This window comes from Streptomyces sp. NPDC057617 (assembly GCF_042800555.1).
Lineage (GTDB): Bacteria > Actinomycetota > Actinomycetes > Streptomycetales > Streptomycetaceae > Streptomyces.
In genome coordinates this window covers 262,983-278,904 of the sequence record NZ_JBHVGV010000013.1, presented here as the reverse complement: position 1 = coordinate 278,904, position 15,922 = coordinate 262,983, and the positions used below count along the sequence as shown (strand labels likewise).

The following is a 15,922-nucleotide window of genomic DNA, read 5'->3' as shown; positions in this document are numbered from 1 at the left end:
ATGAAGATCATCCTCACCCACGAGGTCTCCGGCCTCGGTGCCGCCGGCGACGTCGTCGACGTCAAGGACGGCTACGCTCGCAACTACCTGGTCCCGCGCGGTTTTGCGATCCGCTGGACCAAGGGCGGCGAGAAGGACGTGGCGCAGATCCGCCGCGCCCGCAAGATCCACGAGATCGCGACCATCGAGCAGGCCAACGAGATCAAGACCCGCCTTGAATCCGTCAAGGTGCGTCTGGCCGTTCGCTCCGGCGACGCCGGCCGTCTCTTCGGCTCCGTCACCCCGGCCGACCTCGCTTCGGCGATCAAGTCCGCGGGTGGTCCGGAGGTCGACAAGCGCCGTATCGAGCTGGGCGCGCCGATCAAGACCCTGGGCTCGCACCAGGTGTCCGTACGTCTGCACCCCGAGGTCGCCGCGAAGCTCGGCATCGAGGTTGTCGCCGCGTAAGCGCTGCGCTCGGCAGAGCATGGAGAGGGCCGCATCCCATGGGGGTGCGGCCCTCTTGCTGTGGTTCCTCGCTGCGGTTCGGTGCTGTGGTCCGGCTGCTGTGGTCCGGCGATGTTTCACGTGAAACCGGCTGTTTCACGTGAAACAGCCGGCCGCTCGTGCCTTCGATCAGCTCCTGCCCTCGATCAGCTCGCGCCCTGGATCAGCGAGTCGCGCCGGTGACCAGCCAGCGGCCGGAGCGGGTGCGCAGCCAGAGGGTCAGCATGCGGACCGTCATCATCAGCCCCATCGCCCACCAGAGCGCCGTCAGCCCGCCCCCGAGGACGGGGACGAGCAGAGCGACGGGTGCGAAGACCGCCAGGGTCACCAGCATGGCTCCGGCGAGATACGGGCCGTCCCCGGCGCCCATCAGGACGCCGTCCAGTATGAAGACGATGCCGGCGACCGGCTGGGAGACGGCCACCACCAGCAGGGCCGGCAGCAGGGTGTTCCGTACCTCCTGATCGCCGGTGAAGAGCGGAATGAACAGCGGACGCGCGAGCACGATCAGCGCGCCGAGCAGCACTCCGGACACGATCCCCCACTGCACCATGCGACGGCAGGCGGCCCGGGCGCTCTCGGTGTCACCCGCCCCGAGATAGCGGCCTATGATCGCCTGCCCCGCTATGGCTATCGCGTCGAGCGCGAAGGCCATCAGGCTCCACAGCGACAGGATGATCTGGTGGGCGGCCACATCGGCGTCACCGAGCCGGGCGGCGACCGCCGTGGCGATCATCAGGACCGCGCGCAGGGAGAGCGTACGGACGAGAAGCGGGACACCGGAATGCGCGCTGGCCCGTATCCCGGCGGGGTCGGGGCGCAACGACGCGCCATGCCGGCGCGCTCCCCGTACCACGACCACCAGATACACGGCGGCCATGGCCCACTGGGCGATGACCGTGCCCCAGGCGGAGCCCGCGATACCGAGACCGGCGCCGTAGACCAGAACGCCATTGAGGGCCGCGTTGGCGCCGAAGCCGCCGATGGCGACATACAGCGGCGTACGGGTGTCCTGGAGCCCGCGCAGTACGCCGGTCGCGGCGAGTACGACCAGCATGGCCGGGATGCCGAGGCTGGAGATCCGGAGATAGGTGATGGCGTAAGGGGCCGCGGTGTCCGACGCTCCGAAGAGTTCGATGAGCGCGGGCGCGGTGGGGAGGGTGACGGCGACAACGGCTCCGCCGAGGAGGAGCGCGAGCCAGATACCGTCCATGCCCTGGCGGATGGCGCCCGGGAGATCGCCCGCGCCGACGCGGCGGGCGACGGCCGCGGTGGTGGCGTAGGCGAGAAAGACGAAGATGCTCACCGCGGTGGTGAGCAGGGCTGCCGCGATGCTCAGTCCGGCGAGTTGCGGGGTGCCGAGATGGCCCACGATCGCGCTGTCCACCATGACGAAGAGCGGCTCGGCGACCAGGGCGCCGAAGGCGGGAACGGCGAGTGCGAGGATCTCGCGGTCGTGCCGTCGCCGAAGGGTTCTGGGTGCCGCGGGCGCCTCTGTCATGGGCTCAATCTAATCTTCCACAGGTAAGTGACGCAATGGACCAGGGGTCCTTACCTGGTGCATGAGTGAGGGCTCTGCCGCGTGCTGTTTTCCGTGATCTTGGCCCAGTCGGGAAAGTTTTTCTCCCCCACAGCCGGTGGATGGAAAAAGGCCAGCTCAGAGAGGGTGCGGCGCGGGCGCTCCGACTTTGTCCACAGTGCTGTCCCCCGCTCCGTGCACAGGTTCACCGGGGTTCTCCACAGCATCTGGTCCGTCGTCCACATGGCCTGTGGATAACCAGATTGGCTGACGGTGCCCGCGGGCCTAACGTGGACCGGCGTCCGACGTGCCGGAACCGGGGTCAGGCCCTCTCGTTTTGTCAGTGTCGTGCCGTAGAAAGAGTGGCACGGCGAGGTCCGCAGGGCGGACGGGAGGAGGTGGCCGGTGAGCATTCCCGAGCCATTGGACGATCCCTGGACCGACGCCGGTCCCAGTGACCGACTGCCTGTCTCGCGGCAGCGCCGCGGTGAGGGCCGGGGTCGCGAGGAGCAGCACGAGCGGGGCCGGGACACCGGGGTCTGGGACGGCGGATCGCCCGGGTCCGCCGGTTTCGAGCGGGTTCCCCCGCAGGATCTGGACGCCGAGCAGTCGGTCCTGGGCGGCATGCTGCTGTCCAAGGACGCCATCGCCGATGTCGTGGAGATCATCAAGGGGCACGACTTCTACCGCCCCGCGCACGAGACCGTGTTCCAGGCGATTCTCGACCTGTACGCGAAGGGGGAGCCGGCCGACCCGATCACGGTGGCGGCCGAGCTGACCAGACGCGGGGAGATCAACCGTATCGGCGGCGCCTCGGTCCTCCACACGCTCGTCCAGATGGTGCCGACCGCGGCCAACGCGTCGTACTACGCGGAGATCGTGCACGAGCGGGCGGTGCTGCGGCGGCTCGTCGAGGCCGGCACGAAGATCACGCAGATGGGATACGCCGCCGACGGCGATGTCGACGAGATCGTCAACTCCGCGCAGGCCGAGATCTACGCCGTCACCGAGCAGCGGACCAGCGAGGACTATCTGCCGCTCGGCGACATCATGGAGGGCGCGCTCGACGAGATCGAGGCGATCGGTTCGCGCAGCGGGGAGATGACCGGGGTGCCGACGGGCTTCACGGACTTCGACTCCCTCACCAACGGTCTGCACCCCGGCCAGATGATCGTGATCGCCGCCCGCCCCGCGATGGGCAAGTCCACGCTCGCCCTGGACTTCGCCCGCGCCGCGTCCATCAAGAACAATCTGCCCAGCGTGATCTTCTCGCTCGAAATGGGCCGCAACGAGATCGCGATGCGCCTGCTGTCCGCGGAGGCCCGGGTGGCGCTGCACCATATGCGCTCCGGCACGATGACGGACGAGGACTGGACCCGGCTGGCCCGCCGGATGCCCGATGTCTCGCAGGCGCCCCTCTACATCGACGACTCGCCGAACCTCTCGATGATGGAGATCCGGGCCAAGTGCCGCCGCCTCAAGCAGCGCAACGACCTCAAGCTGGTGGTCATCGACTACCTCCAGCTCATGCAGTCCGGCGGCTCGAAACGCGCCGAGAGCCGTCAGCAGGAGGTCTCGGACATGTCGCGAAACCTCAAGCTCCTCGCCAAGGAACTGGAGCTGCCGGTCATCGCCCTCTCCCAGCTCAACCGAGGCCCCGAGCAGCGTACGGACAAGAAACCGATGGTCTCCGACCTGCGCGAATCGGGCTCCATCGAACAGGACGCGGACATGGTGATCCTGCTCCACCGCGAGGACGCGTACGAAAAGGAATCCCCCCGCGCCGGCGAAGCCGACCTCATCGTCGCCAAACACCGCAACGGCCCCACGGCAACGATCACAGTGGCCTTCCAGGGCCACTACTCCCGCTTCGTGGACATGGCCCAGACGTGAGCCGGATCTGTGACCGCCGACTTCGGCGCCTACGCAGTCAACCCTCAGCCGACGCAGAAGGCATTGACGGACATCCGCGCCATCAGCGGCCGGGTGCTGGCAGATCTTCCGATGCCCTACCTTGCTGATCTCGTCCCATCCGACCTTGTCACCGCTCACCTCACCCCCGATCCCGTCTCCCAGCTCACGGACCGGGCCGGTGAACGGCCTGGCTTCATGTCCCCGCCGAGGGCCGTGAGCACCGCCGTCGCTGTGACCATCGCCTTGCACGTTCTCGACCAGCGCGACGTCCCCCAGGCCGGCGAGACGATGAGGGTCCTGCTGGAGGCCATGCGCGAGGAGCTCTGGCAGATCAGCGCCAGCATCGACAGCTGGGGACGAGGTCTGACCCCTGTCCTGCAAGGAGTGCACCTGGCAGCCCTCGCCCCCACGCTTCGTCCCAGCGAACAGCTCCGCTATCGCACGGTCACGCCCCTGCCGAGCCGTCCGAGGACGACAGGTCGCGCCACGGCACGACGAGCCCGAAAGATCCCCAGCACGTTCTGGCCTTCCTGGGCCGTCCCGCTCACTCCGCCTGACGGAATCTATCCCCGCGTCCTCGCCCCCGTGCTGGCCTCCTCACTGCTGATCATCGGCAGCAACATCACCCTTGACGACGCTGCCGACCACCTCGGCGCGGTCATCGACGGAACCGAGATCTCCCGCGTCTTCCAGGTGCTCGACGACCATCCGTGCTGGCCCACGATGACCACCGCTCTCGTCCGAGTGGCCGAGTATCTCGACGCCGTCGACGTGCCGATCGACTACCGGCGGCGGCGCCGCCTGGACTACACCGAGTTGCTGCCGTACGAACGTTGGCGGGAGATCTGTCGCAGCACTGGCACTTCGCCCGACACCGGGCGCCGCGAGATGGTCGCCCGCTGCGAGCTCTTCCATCGCATCAGCGGTCTTCCCACCGAAGTCGCCCCGGGCTACCTCGGCATCAACGAGGCACAGTTCCGGGCTGTCAGCGCCCGCTATGCGGCCCTCCAGACCCCCCAACTCGCCCAGGCACTGACGGAAGAAGCCCGGAACTTCCTTGCCAGCCACGGCATCCACCGAGAACCGGTGACTTGGCAGCCACCTCTCACCCTGCTGACCGGGCTCGACCTTCCCGGCCCCGATCCGGGCCAGATCGACGTCCCCCGCCTGCACCAGCTCATCCGCCAGCGCAAGAATCCAGTCCAGCACGCGGCCGAGGCCTTCGGCACGAGTGTCGAGGCGATCCGCCTGATCCTGCAAGAGCAGCCGGCTCCCGCCCTCCCGCCAACGAAGACTGCGGCCAGGGCCACGGGCCACACCCGCTACAAGGCCCGGCTGAAGGTGCCGAGAGAGACCTTTACTCGCCTCTACGTGGACGAACACCGCTCTCTTCCGCAGATTGCCGAACTCACCGGTTTCTCCCGCAAGGTGCTGATCGACCTCGCCCGCGAGTACGGCGTCCCGCTCCGCAACGGTGCCCAGGACTACAAGCGCCGGGGACCCGTCGACCGGGACTGGTTGTTCGAGCAGTACGTCGTTCGCCTGCGGACTCTGCCCGACCTCGCCTGCGAGAAAGGCATGAGCACCGCGAACATGGCCCGGTGGGCTAAGACCCACAACGTCCCACTTCGATCACGCGGAGGCGCCAGCCACGACCTGGCACTTCGCGCCATCGACGATGCCAGCCGAGCGCCACGCATCCTTCGGCCAGCGCTCAGCGGCCAAGGCGCCTTCGAACGCCTCAGCAGATTCGCCGCCGCGGCTGCCTATCCGAGCCTCGGTGCCGCCGCGACCGGTCTCAGTCTCAACGCCTTCACCTTTGTCGCACAGATCAACCGGATCGAGCGGGAGCTGGGTGGGCTGCTCCTGACAAGGGCCGAACGCGGGCGCCCGATGGCGTTGACGCCTTTGGGGAAGAAAGTTCTGCGAGCAGTTCGGACACTTCAACGCGGTGCACAGTCATGAGCTCTGAGATTCAAGCCGAATCGTCGAGGCGGTGAAAGGCCCCGTCGAACTCTCCCGATGCAAGAAGTTGGGCGATCACGTCGACTATCCCGGCGATGCCCGGGTCCCGCACGATGAGCCCGTCCGAGCACCAGAAGCACCTGCCGCCCGCCGCCTCCCCGGTCTCCTCCCACCGCCTCATCAACCGGCTGACCTCGGCCACGGTGAAGATCGTCGCACTCCAGCGCGAGCCGTCAGGAAGATGGACCTCAGCGTCTACGTTGCAGACCTCGTCGAGCATCTCATCAGGACTGGGAAGAAAGAGGGCCTCGAAGCCGTTGGTTCGGACGCGATAGTAGGAGCCATCCCATCCGGACTCGGATGGGAGCTCCTCGTTCGTGCTGACCACCGCAGGAGCATTCCAACTCGGCAGGCCGAGGACAACTGACTTCAATGCGCGGTACGCGAACGCCTTCGGGATACTGCCGTTGTGGCCGTCACCCAGCAACTTGTCAGAGTCACGGCGGACTACCTTGCCGCCTGCCGTCAGTCAGCCAACGCATCACCGGACGGCGATCCTCAGTGGGATCCGCCGTCTTCCGACTGTCTGGATCTGGACTGGGCGCCGGCCATGCTGGAACGTGCCTGTGAGTTGGCGCGGCTCGACACCATCCACCTGAATGCGCTCAGGCACGCCACCGAGGGCGACACCGCACTCGACCTGGGCTTCCTCAACACGCACCCGAATGCCATCGGCGCCTTCGGCCCCGCTCCAACGGCCCTCTCGGCGGCCGCAGTCGCTCATGTTTCGGCGCTGATTGGCGAGATCGACATCGAGGCGATTCTGGCGGCGCTCCCAGCCGACAACGAGGAAGCGGGTTCGCTGATCGGCCATGGGGCCGAGGGGGTCGTTGGCGGTCCGAGGGAGTATCTGCTGGGCCATTTCATAGCCCTGCGCGAGTTCTACGGGAAGGCAGCCGGCGGGGGTCTGCTTGTCGTGCTGTGGTGGGACTGACCTCAGACCACGGCACGGGACTGGCTCTCTCTCGGCCCAGGACCAGACCAGACACCGAGGTCTCCGCCAGGCAGTGACACGATGCGCCATCCGCCTGGTCCTGTGATTGCTCGTCACCGCACCATGGTGCACTCCGCCACATGCGCTGAGGCACTTCGAAGTCGGGCCCTTCGGGGCGCACGTGATCGCTTTGGCCAACGACGTCCCCGCAGGAAATGAGACGGCGGTGAGACTGAACCCTCCGGCCAACCCCTGAGACAAACGGAGAAACTGCAGGTCACGTCACCGCCCGATGTCATGAGCCGCGAGACCCTGCAATCTATTGTGGGTTCCGCGTTCCGATATCATATTCCACGGTTCCGTATCATCTGTCCGTCTTTGATTCTGGTCGGAGTTCCGTCCGGTGCGAACGAGTCGTGGAAGGTGAAGGCGTGCGGCGCTGAGCCGTGGTCGTGGAGGTGCTCCAGCCTGGAAACCCCGTCCTGCCAGGTGGGTATCACGCCGTCGGAGACCCACCAGAACACGTAACCCGGGTGTCCTGTCCTCTCGAACCAGTCGTAACGCCTGTTGAGCGCCGCGCGGTGCAGACCGGCGTAGATGGAGTCGAAGGCGGGGCGCAGGTCGGTCCAGAGTGAGAGGGTCGCGGCCAGGGCGGTGGTTTCCACAGTGCGGCCTTTCCCGTACCAGGCCGGAACAGCAAACTCTCCCCATTCACCCCAGTCCGAGTCGAAATCCGTCCGTGCGCCCAGGCTGCGATCTGCCGCTTCAGCACGAGCGAGGTATCCAGGGTGCTGGCCGATCTCCCGGTAGGCGGCCTCACCGCTCTCGTGGAACTCCCGCGTAAGACGTGCGGGATCGGTGAGGGGCGACTTCAGGACGCCGAACGTGTACAGAGCAAGATGGGGCATGCGTCTCTCCCTGGTTGGCGGTGCCTGGTGTGGACCCGGTTCGGTGGCTTACGCATGGGGCGAGGATTCGTGGGGCGTGACCAACTCAGCCTGAAGGAACCCCTGTACGACCATGGGCGACCGCCGAAGGCCAGGTGAAAGTAGCTGCCTTTGCGGGCCATGTCGAAGTTGCCTTTTCCTTGTCCAAGTGGCCTCTTGCCCAGGTCCTTGGACAGCCTGGTCGGAGCCCTCTGCTCCGCACGTCGCGAGCCGTCTGGAGCCCGCACCGTCCGGGAATTGACACCGAGCGTGGAACGATCAAGGTGACGCAGAACGCGGAACCGTCAGAACGACCAGCTCACAGCATCGGCATGTGACACCGAAACGCGGAACCTGCATCTATCCGGATCTATAGGGCCTCAAGGTTTTGAGTTGGCCCGTATCCGACCACGCAGAAGGGATGCCCCGCCGGATCGGTGAAGACCCGCCACCTGTCTCCGCCCGGCTGGTGGTCCGGTTTGCCCGCGCCCAGTTGCAGTAGCCGGGCCTCGGCCTCGTCCAGGTTGTCGACCGCGAAGTCGAGGTGGAACTGCTGGGGGACGGTCTGGTCGGGCCAGCGTGGGGCCCGGTAGGCGTCGACCCGTTGGAAGCCGATGAAGAGGCCGTCCTCACGGCTGAGACCGGCGAAGTCGGCGTCGGATTTCGGGTGGGGTTCGAGGCCCGTGGCCTGCTGATAGAACGCCGCCAGAGCCTGCGGATCAGGGCAGTCGAGTGTTATCGCCGTCAACTTCATCCGCAAGGACATGGCACCTCCGGGCCGATCGGTCGACTTTCGCGATGCACACCCTAGAGGCGGCCGCCCCTCTGCCGGCAGCGGCAGCGGTGGCCGGTGCCCCGCTCCGTCGGCAGGGGGCGGGGCACCGGGGCTCGGGTGGGGTCAGGCGACCACTCGGCTGACCAGCTGGTCGCGGACGCGGGCCGGGATGGCCGGGGCGAAGCGGCGGAGGTAGTGGTCCATGTGGGTGTCGTCGCCCAGCAGGAACGGCAGGTCGAAGACGAGGAGCTTACGGACCGCCAGCAGCGGCAGGGGAGCGCGCAGCGGGCGGAAGCCGGAGTTCCACAGGCCCGGCTCCTCGCACACCGGGTGGAACTGGCCGATCATCAGGCCGTCGGCCACGAACTCGTCCTTCGCCTTGCGCTGAAGCTCGTCCAGCTCGCCCGAGTCCGTACGGTCGAAGTGCGGCAGCACCAGCAGCAGGGTCAGCAGCTCCTGGTCCTCCTCGTCCAGGTCGGCCGAGAGCCGCTCGTACCAGGCCCGCAGGGAGCCGACGGCCGCGGACAGGTCCGTACTCCCGGCGTCGGCCAGGACGGCCAGGTGGAAGAGCTGCTTGCGCAGCGAGGGCTGGGTGTACGGGCACACCGGGCCGCTGCGGCCCAGCTCGGGATGGCCGGACACCAGGAAGTCGCCGCTCCACTCCAGGACCTCGCGGAGGTGGTGGAGATGGCGCTCCGGCACCTCACCCGCCGCCACCTCGGCCGCCGTCCAGAACCGGATCTGCTCGTCGCCCCTCATCGCGGGTCCCGCCACATGGGCCGGAGCGACGGGCCGCCGTCCGGCAGCACGATGTCGTCGCCAAGCTGTACGAAGTCCTGCCGGAGGCAGAGCGTCTCGCCACCGGGCGAACTGGCCTCCGCGTACGCCGGACGGCCCTCCCGGTCGGCTCGGTCGATCAGCTCCTGAAGCAGCGCCGAGAGCAGGCCGTTCCGCTGCCGCGAGGGGCGGACCGCGCCGAACGACGCGTAGTAGTGGTCGGGTCCGGCCGGATGGCGCTCGGCCTGGAGCCTGACGATGGTCCCGAGCGGCTCGGCGTACTCCCCGAGGGCTTCGGCGAACCGCCGCTCCAGCTCCTCCCCGCGCTCGTCCACCTCCTTCGAGGCTCCCGGCGGCAGGAACAGCATCACCGCGTCGCCGCACGGCGAGACGGCCACCCCGTCGTAGTCGTGCGAGACCTCGACGAAGATCCGGAACAGGCCGGGCAGCAGCTCCGCCCGGCGCCGGCCGTCCGGGATGATCCAGCGGGTCAGCGGATCGTCGTGGAAGGCCGCGGCCAGCAGCGCGGCCAGATCATCGGTGTCCGGCCTGGCAGGACGGCGCGGGACACCACGCGGCGGACTTTCGATCGTGGACAACGGTTCCCTCCGGAAGGCGGTGCGGGGGCCGTGGCGCTACCGCTCCTCGCCGCGTACGGCGAGCTGCTCCACCCGGGCGTGCAGGCGGTCGAGATAGTGCTCGGCCTCCGGCTTGATCAGGACACTGCGCATTACCCGTGCCGCATCGGCGTCGCGGACGATCCGCGGATGCCGGCGTACGAACGCCTCGGCGTCCGTACGCAGCACACTCAGAAAGACCGGCTCCTGATGAGCGGTCATGCCGTCCTGCAGCAGACGTCCGGACGCCGCGTCGACGGCGGACAGCGAGGCCGGCCGGGTCACCGGGAAGTAGTTGACGATGTCGAGATCGGGCCGCTGGTACAGCTCCAGGGCGTCCGAGGCCTCCAGCAGATCCGCCCAGCGCAGCGCCGCGCGGCGGTTGGCCGTGAGGATCGCCCCGAACCCGTCCGGCGTGAGCGGCAGGAGCTGGAGGGTCAGCCACAGCCCGGCCGCCGCGGCACCCGCCCGTGAGCACTCCAGGCTGATCTCGCCCAGGTGCAGCTCGGCATCGGTGAAGTAGGTGTACGGCGAGTCGTGCGCGAAGTGCCGGCCCGCGCGCGGATCCGGGAAGAGCACCGCCCCGCAGCCATAGGGCTGGAGGCCGTGCTTGTGCGGATCCACCACGACCGAGTCGCACTCGGCGACCGCCTGCCACGGCCTCGGGTCGATCCCCTCGGGGGCGTCGGCCCGCCCGAGCAGCGCGTAGAAACCGCCGTACGCCGCGTCCACATGCACCCGCGCCCCGTACCGCCGGGCCAGGGGCAGCACCTCGTGCACCGGGTCCACAGCCCCCAGACCCGTGGTGCCCGTGGTCACCACCACCGTGCCGATCCGGCCCGTCCTGAGCAGGCTCTCCAGCGCGTCCAGATCGATCCGCCCGTACGCGTCGACCGCCACCCGGTGGCCCTCGACGCCCAGCACCTCGCACATCCGCTCGTGCGTGTAGTGGCACTCCGAGCTGTACGCGACCCCGCGGTCCGGATGCAGCCGCCGGGCCACATACAGCGCTTCGAGGTTCGCCATCGTGCCGCTCGTCGTGAGATGCCCGACATGCGCGGGCAGGCCGAACATCTCGGCCAGGGCCGCGACGCACTCCCGTTCCATCTCGGTGGTCGCGGGACCGCCCTCCGCGGCGTGGTTGTTGGGGTTGAACAGCATCGCCGTGAGATAGCCGACGACCGCGGCCGGATGCGGCGGCTTCACCATCTGCCCGGCGTAACGGGGATGGAAGAAGGGGTAGTTGTCGTCCATCCGCTTGGCGAAGCGGCCGAACGCCTCGGCGAACGCCTCGTCGCTCACCCGGTGCGCCGTATGCGGCTCGTACGGGCCGAACCGCTCGCCCCATTGCTCGGCCACATCCACCGCACGTGGCAGCCAGTAGCGAAGATCCACGGTCAGCCTTCCCGGGCATACGACTCGGACAGGGGCATACAGCTCGGATGTACGACTCGGGTGTACGCGGGAATACGTATACGGGCCGGACCGCAAGCGGCGCGCAACGCGCGTCGACTCGCCCGTACCGGCCGTTCGGCAGTCCGCGAAATGGAGTCGACTCGGCGGGGCGGCACCGGTAGATGTGGCTCATGACATCGCCTGAATCGTCCCCATCGCCTGCATCGCCCTACGAAGAGCTGCTGCCCGGCACCCGACGAGCCCTGCTGCACCGCATCGCCCTCGCGCAGTCCGAGGGGCGCGCGCCCTCGCTGGTCGCCGCGGTGGCCCGCGAGGGACGGATGGTCTGGACGGGCTCCCGTACCTGTGTGGACGGGCATGCCCCGGACGCAGATACCCAGTACCGCATCGGGTCGATCACCAAGACCTTCACCGCCGTACTGGTGCTGCGGCTGCGCGACGAAGGGCTGCTCGATCTCAGCGACCCTCTGGAGAAGCACCTGCCGGGCACGGGAGTGGGCGAGGTCACCGTCGCCCAGCTTCTCGACCACACCGCGGGACTGGCCGCCGAGACCCCGGCGCCCTGGTGGGAGCGGACGCCGGGCACGTCACGCCCGGAACTCTCCGATGTCCTCGGCGAGCGGCCCGCACTCCATCCGTCCGGACGCCGTCACCACTACTCCAACCCCGGCTACACCCTGCTCGGTTCGCTGATCGAGGCCGTACGGGGCGTGTCCTGGGAGGAGGCGCTGCGGCGGGAGGTCCTGGAGCCGCTGGGGATGGACCGTACGACCGCTCAGCCCGTCGCCCCGCATGCCGGAGGCTGGGCCGTGCATCCCTGGGCCGATGTGATGCTGCCCGAGCCCGCCATGGATCTCGGGCTGATGGCCCCGGCGGGACAGCTCTGGTCGACCGCCGCCGATCTCTGCCGCTTCGCCGTCTTCCTTGCCGAGGGCGACGACACGGTGCTGAGCGCCGAGTCCGTACGGGAGATGCGGACCCCGTCAGCACCGCCCGAGGCCGGGCAGTGGGACGGCGGCTACGGTCTCGGTACACAGCTTGCCCGCCGGCGCGGCCGGAGCCTGGCCGGCCATACCGGGTCACTGCCCGGCTTTGTCGCCACCCTGTGGGTGAGCGTGGCGGACGGGGTGGGGGCCGTGGTGCTCGCCAATGCCACCTCGGGACCGGCGGCCGGGGCGGTCGCCGCCGATCTCATCGGGATTGTGGCCGATGCCGAGCCTCGGATCCCGGAGCCCTGGCGTCCACTGCCCGAGGTCGACCAGCAGCTGCTGGACCTCACCGGACCGTGGTACTGGGGCACCTCTGCCTTTGGGCTGAAGCTGGTGGCGGACCGAGGGGTGGAGCTGTATCCGCTGCGCGGCGGTGGGCGTGGCTCGCGCTTTGCTGCGGAGCCGGATGGCACCTGGACGGGGCTCGATGGCTACTACGCGGGGGAGACCTTGCGGGTGGTGCGCAGGCCGGACGGCTCGGTGGACCATCTCGACCTCGGTTCGTTCGCCTTTACCCGCCATCCCTATGACCCCGAGGCGGATGTGCCCGGCGGGGTGGACGAGGGTGGCTGGCGCGGTTCGACATGGTGAAACAAGCGGATGTTTCACGTGAAACAGGCATCGCCGGATGCTCTCCGGCGGGCTCTTCGGGGCTCGGGGTTCAGAGCTGGAGTTTGAAGCCCAGATGCGAGGCGGTGAAGCCCAGCCGTTCATAGAAGCGATGGGCGTCGATGCGGCTTGCATCGGAGGTGAGCTGGACCAACTGACAGCCCTGGCGCCGGGATTCATGGACCGCCCACTCGATGAACCGGGTGCCGAGCCCGCTGCCGCGCTCATCGCGATGGACGCGTACCCCCTCGATGATCGAGCGGAGGGCACCGCGCCGGGAGAGTCCAGGGACGATGGTGAGCTGGAGCGTACCGACCACCCGGCCATCGCGTACGGCCACCATCAGATGCTGGTTCGGGTCGCTCGCGAGGCGCTGATAGGCCGCGATGTACGGGGCGAGGTCGTCGGGGGACTCGCGCTGGGCACCCAGCGGATCGTCCGCGAGCATGGCCACAATGGCGGGGATGTCGTCGGGGGCCGCGGGCCGTATCTCCGGATCACTCATGATCCGCAGGGTACGCCGGGGTCTCAGCGGCGGGATCCACGGGATCCAAGGGATCCACGGGCTTGGCGGGCGCTCCTGGCCGACCGGTCGCACCGCCACGGTCCGCCGCCAGTTCAGCCCGTTGCCAGATTCAGCGGTCCGAACCGCCGGGTCCAGTCGCCCGGTTGATCCGGGATGCCATGAACCATCGTGGTGGTCCGGGCGGACGGTTCCATACCGCGGTCCTTCACCCAGGCCAGCAGCTCTTCGTGGCGTATGTCGATCGCCGTACGCACCGGCCGGCCGGAATCGGCGGTCGCCGCGGCCAGGGAGCTGACAAGGGCCTTTGCCGTCTCGGTGTCCTTGGCGATCAGCGGGCCGATCACATCCGCCGCGGGCGTGGGCCAGACCGCCGCGTATCCGATGAGCCCTGAGCCGTCCTCCGCGACCCTGAGATGGTCCGCGAAGACGGGGAGGCGCACGATCATATGGGTGCGGTCCACACCGAAGATCTCGCTGTCCAGGCGGACGATGGCCGACAGATCATCGGCGGTCGCGGGCCGGGTCATCGCCTGAGTCTGCGGTACCGACAGCGGCTCCGGGGCCTTGAAGTGCCCCAGAACCGTCTCCGTCGCGCCGACGCCGGTGAAGCCGAGCTGCTGGTAGAGGGGCAGGCCGTACTCCGTGGCATGCAGGACGAGCGGAGTGTCCCCCGCCTCGTGCAGTACATGGGTCATCAGCCGGCGGCCGAGGCCCTGCCGGGCATGGCGTCCGGCGACCAGCATCATGCCGATCGCGGCGAGACCCTGGTCGCCCGAGCCGCCGTACGCCCTGAGGTGCGAGGTCTCGTTCCCGGAGCGGGAGCCGTACGAGGAGCCGCTCGGGGACCCGTAGGACCGGTACGAGGCGCTGTACGCGGAACCGTACGAGGTGACCACGCAGACGGCGGCCAGCCCTCTGCCCTCCGGATCGTCGATGCCGTATCCGGTGCCCGCCGTCAGCAGCAGACCCCACCTGCGCTCCTCCCGCGCCCAGCCGCGGTCCTCGGCGAGGTCCGCACAGGACATGAGGTCGTTCATGGTCAGACGGCGGATCGGCAGTGCGGAGAGTGGTGTCGCTGTCGGCATGGGGATCAGGCTGTCGGAGTCGATGATCGTTCGTCCACCAGTTTGCGGGAAGTGGTGCGGGAAGTGGTCATGATCCGATGGCGTCGGCCGCGCCGGGTCGGGCCCCAGGGCTTGAGCACCGAGATCGCGGTCATAAAGAGATACGCGGAACTTGCCACGATGGGCGCGGCGACCAGGCTGATGTCGGATATCCCGATGTCCGCGGCGCGATTGATGGTCGGACGCAGTGCGAAGACCGTCGCCACGAAGGTGATCAGAGTGAGCCAGAGCTTGATCCAGACCCACCAGTGGCGGGCCAGGCCCCAAGGCGTACCGAGCGAGAGCACCAGCCCGCTGACCAGGGCGAGCAGTGCCACCGGGACGATCAGCCAGTTGGCGAGGATCTTCATGGCCTCGTAGCAGGCCTGGGTGGTGGCGGGGTCATCGGTGATGAAGGCGGTGGCACCAAGCGTCAGCAGACCGAGGGTGAGCCCAAGCCAGCTCACAGAGGTGGCGACATGGACAACGAGGAGCGCCCGGCGGACGGGCCGCGTGAGTGGTTTCACGTGAAACACAGTGCCGTCCGGCCGGCGGGAGGGCGTCTGACGACGGGAGTAACCGTACGTACTAACCTCGGCGTACATGGCGAGCGTACGCAGACTGCATCTCTTTGACCTCGATGGAACGCTCATCCGTGGATCGGCCGCCGCTGTGGAGATCTCCCGGCAGCTCGGGCTGAGCGCTGAAATCGCCGAGCTGGAGGCCGACTTCTTCTCCCGGGGGATGGCCCCCGACGAGTTCGCTGTGCGGGCGCGGGAGCTTTGGGCCGATCTGACCGTGGCGCAGGTGTCGGCGGCCTTTGAGGGGGCGCCCTGGCTGGCCGGAATCCGTGAGGTCTGGGCGGATATCCGGAGCCAAGGTGATTACTGTGCCGTTATTTCCCTCTCGCCCGACTTCTTTGTTACGCGGCTGCTGGACTGGGGTGCGCACGCGGCCCATGGTTCACGCTGGCCGGTGGTGCCTTTCACCGAGCCGGTCGACCGCGCGGGCATTCTCAGCCCGGCGGCGAAAGTGAAGGTCGCGAACCGGCTGTGTGCAGAGTTCGGGGTAGGGCTGGACGACTGCGTTGCCTACGGTGATTCCATGTCGGACGCCGAGATCTTTGCGGTGGTGCCCAGGGCGGTGGCGGTGAATGCGGACCACCATCTGTCCGGGCTGGCCACCCACACGTACAGCGGAGGCGATCTGCGCGAGGCGTACCAACTCGTCTGCCCCGTACGGTAAGTGGGGCCCCCGCGGCAGTAATACGCTGGCCCGGAGGTGCCGCGGAAAACGCGGCCGCAAA

General features: G+C 68.3%; 16 protein-coding genes. 6 read left to right on the top strand and 10 right to left on the bottom strand.

All coding sequences use genetic code 11. From position 1 onward, the window contains the following. Complete coding sequence (rplI, locus tag ACFU9P_RS28985) at positions 1 to 447, top strand: 50S ribosomal protein L9 (RefSeq protein ID WP_376383255.1); 447 nt, start codon at positions 1 to 3, stop codon at positions 445 to 447. 202 nt (positions 448 to 649) lie between these two features. Here rplI and ACFU9P_RS28980 read toward each other — a convergent pair whose 3' ends face one another. Continuing rightward, entirely contained in the window at positions 650 to 1,987 is a 1,338-nt protein-coding gene (locus tag ACFU9P_RS28980; RefSeq protein WP_384086340.1) for an MATE family efflux transporter, read from the bottom strand. 423 nt (positions 1,988 to 2,410) lie between these two features. Here ACFU9P_RS28980 and dnaB point away from each other — a divergent pair, with 423 nt between their 5' ends. Beyond that, positions 2,411 to 3,898 (top strand): replicative DNA helicase, encoded by a 1,488-nt coding sequence (dnaB, locus tag ACFU9P_RS28975; RefSeq protein WP_217307670.1) that lies wholly within the window; start codon positions 2,411 to 2,413, stop codon positions 3,896 to 3,898. A 9-nt stretch (positions 3,899 to 3,907) separates the two neighbouring features. Beyond that, positions 3,908 to 5,884 (top strand): LysR family transcriptional regulator, encoded by a 1,977-nt coding sequence (locus ACFU9P_RS28970; RefSeq protein WP_384086337.1) that lies wholly within the window; start codon positions 3,908 to 3,910, stop codon positions 5,882 to 5,884. Between the two features lie 10 nt (positions 5,885 to 5,894). Here ACFU9P_RS28970 and ACFU9P_RS28965 read toward each other — a convergent pair whose 3' ends face one another. Then, complete coding sequence (locus tag ACFU9P_RS28965) at positions 5,895 to 6,272, bottom strand: hypothetical protein (RefSeq protein ID WP_384086334.1); 378 nt, start codon at positions 6,270 to 6,272, stop codon at positions 5,895 to 5,897. An 81-nt stretch (positions 6,273 to 6,353) separates the two neighbouring features. Between ACFU9P_RS28965 and ACFU9P_RS28960 the strand changes: the two genes are divergently transcribed. Further along, positions 6,354 to 6,878: a DUF1877 domain-containing protein gene (locus ACFU9P_RS28960; RefSeq protein ID WP_384086331.1), complete on the top strand. Its 525-nt coding sequence runs from the start codon at positions 6,354 to 6,356 to the stop codon at positions 6,876 to 6,878. Positions 6,879 to 7,222: 344 nt separating this feature from the next. Here the strand turns inward: ACFU9P_RS28960 and ACFU9P_RS28955 are convergent, their stop codons facing one another. From ACFU9P_RS28955 to ACFU9P_RS28935, 5 genes are all read right to left on the bottom strand, one after another. Then, on the bottom strand, positions 7,223 to 7,786 hold the full coding sequence (locus ACFU9P_RS28955; protein WP_384086328.1) for a DUF3291 domain-containing protein: 564 nt from the start codon (positions 7,784 to 7,786) through the stop codon (positions 7,223 to 7,225). A 388-nt stretch (positions 7,787 to 8,174) separates the two neighbouring features. Continuing rightward, positions 8,175 to 8,570, bottom strand: coding sequence for a VOC family protein (locus ACFU9P_RS28950; protein WP_384086325.1), 396 nt, complete (start codon positions 8,568 to 8,570; stop codon positions 8,175 to 8,177). Positions 8,571 to 8,702: 132 nt separating this feature from the next. Then, positions 8,703 to 9,338, bottom strand: a complete 636-nt coding sequence (locus tag ACFU9P_RS28945; RefSeq protein ID WP_384086322.1) for a DUF6875 domain-containing protein — start codon at positions 9,336 to 9,338, stop codon at positions 8,703 to 8,705. After that, a complete protein-coding gene (locus tag ACFU9P_RS28940) occupies positions 9,335 to 9,955 on the bottom strand; it encodes a GNAT family N-acetyltransferase (protein ID WP_384086319.1) in 621 nt (206 codons plus the stop codon). Before ACFU9P_RS28940 ends, ACFU9P_RS28945 begins: the two co-directional genes overlap by 4 nt. Before the next feature lie 36 nt (positions 9,956 to 9,991). Next, on the bottom strand, positions 9,992 to 11,368 hold the full coding sequence (locus tag ACFU9P_RS28935) for a pyridoxal phosphate-dependent decarboxylase family protein (RefSeq protein ID WP_384086316.1): 1,377 nt from the start codon (positions 11,366 to 11,368) through the stop codon (positions 9,992 to 9,994). Between the two features lie 191 nt (positions 11,369 to 11,559). Here ACFU9P_RS28935 and ACFU9P_RS28930 point away from each other — a divergent pair, with 191 nt between their 5' ends. Continuing rightward, the gene (locus tag ACFU9P_RS28930) at positions 11,560 to 12,969 is read left to right on the top strand and encodes a serine hydrolase domain-containing protein (RefSeq protein WP_384086313.1); all 1,410 of its coding nucleotides are present in this window, start codon (positions 11,560 to 11,562) and stop codon (positions 12,967 to 12,969) included. 70 nt (positions 12,970 to 13,039) lie between these two features. On the opposite strand, the gene ACFU9P_RS28925 is transcribed toward ACFU9P_RS28930, so the two are convergent. The 3 genes from ACFU9P_RS28925 to ACFU9P_RS28915 form a co-directional block, all read right to left on the bottom strand. After that, complete coding sequence (locus tag ACFU9P_RS28925; protein WP_384086310.1) at positions 13,040 to 13,492, bottom strand: GNAT family N-acetyltransferase; 453 nt, start codon at positions 13,490 to 13,492, stop codon at positions 13,040 to 13,042. 113 nt (positions 13,493 to 13,605) lie between these two features. Then, complete coding sequence (locus ACFU9P_RS28920; protein WP_384086307.1) at positions 13,606 to 14,598, bottom strand: GNAT family N-acetyltransferase; 993 nt, start codon at positions 14,596 to 14,598, stop codon at positions 13,606 to 13,608. A 5-nt stretch (positions 14,599 to 14,603) separates the two neighbouring features. Next, the gene (locus ACFU9P_RS28915; protein WP_376383235.1) at positions 14,604 to 15,143 is read right to left on the bottom strand and encodes a DUF2269 domain-containing protein; all 540 of its coding nucleotides are present in this window, start codon (positions 15,141 to 15,143) and stop codon (positions 14,604 to 14,606) included. 76 nt (positions 15,144 to 15,219) lie between these two features. Here ACFU9P_RS28915 and ACFU9P_RS28910 point away from each other — a divergent pair, with 76 nt between their 5' ends. Continuing rightward, positions 15,220 to 15,861 (top strand): HAD family hydrolase, encoded by a 642-nt coding sequence (locus ACFU9P_RS28910; RefSeq protein WP_384086303.1) that lies wholly within the window; start codon positions 15,220 to 15,222, stop codon positions 15,859 to 15,861. Positions 15,862 to 15,922: the final 61 nt, after the last annotated feature.